1 protein-coding gene is annotated in these 1,147 nt (G+C 61.6%); it reads right to left on the minus strand.

What is annotated here, in order from left to right; all coding sequences use genetic code 11:
• Positions 1-264: 264 nt before the first annotated feature.
• Positions 265-936 carry a PAQR family membrane homeostasis protein TrhA gene (gene trhA, locus AC1DT2_RS24045; protein WP_477299218.1) on the minus strand — a complete coding sequence of 224 codons (672 nt, stop codon included), beginning with the start codon at positions 934-936 and terminating at the stop codon, positions 265-267.
• Positions 937-1,147 lie beyond the last annotated feature (211 nt).

Consider the following 1,147-nt stretch of genomic DNA (forward strand, 5'->3'; position numbering starts at 1 on the left):
TTGCGAACTGACGGTAACACTGGGTCTCGCCGCAGCAAATTCGTCCCATCGGACATCGCGCGAAAAGCCTTCGTCTCACTGCGCCTCGAGCGTCAGAGACCAGCTCCGGCGAGACCGAGGATAGGTGGCTCAATGGAATGCACGGGGGCTGGGTTGGCATTGCGGACGAACTGGATGCGGTTCGTTTGATCGACCAGCCTGTGCTCGCCCGAGAGTGAGCCGCCATACTATTTTCCTGCAGCGTGATTGAATGCGAACGGCCGGTCAGGCGTTCGCCGCGGATCCCGGCAACACATAAAGCAAGACGGCGACATAGTGCAGCACGCTGCCGACGAGCACGAACACGTGCCACACGGAGTGGTGAAACGGCAAACGCTTGGCCAGGTAGAACGGCACGCCGACGGTGTAGGCTACGCCACCCGCGATCAACAGAGCCAAACCCGCCGTCGGAAGGTGGGCCGCCAGCGGCTGAAAGGCTGCGATCGCCGCCCATCCCATTGCGACATACAAGGCCACCGCCGCCCGGTGATGCCGTTTCAAGATGCCCAGTTCAAGCACACTGCCAACGATGGCGATGGACCACGTCGTGCCGAAGAGAATCAGGCCCCATTTCCCCGGCATCGCCATCAGAGCGAAGGGCGTGTAGGTGCCCGCGATGAGCCAGTAGATGCCCATGTGATCAAGCGTCCGTAAGACACCTTGGGCGCTCGGATGCTGCACGCCGTGATAAAGCGTCGAGGCGGCACAGAGAAAAACGGGGGTGGCACCGTAGAGCGCGCTGGCGAACACGGCCAGCGCCCCGCCATACAGCGCGGCCTTGGCAACTAGGGCGGTGAGCCCGGCAATGCTGAGCACAAACGCCAAACCATGGATGACAGCGCTGCCCACTTGGTCGGCGCGGTCATGCGCCGCCGCAGGGCTTGGATCAACAGACATCCGGGGATCCCAAAGTGAAAAAGCAGGGTCGCTATCCTGCCGGTTTGCCATGGCAATTTGAAGTGATCGGAGCGGGATCCGCGATGGGATCGTCGCTTTGACAATCGCTTTGCACGCGGTGTGCGACGGTCACACATTCAATGGCAGGATCCGCACATGGATGACGTGTCAGAGCAGGCGATCCTCGACAACACGGCCATGACCGTCGAGG

This window comes from Luteibacter sp. P4_E6 (assembly GCF_056401535.1).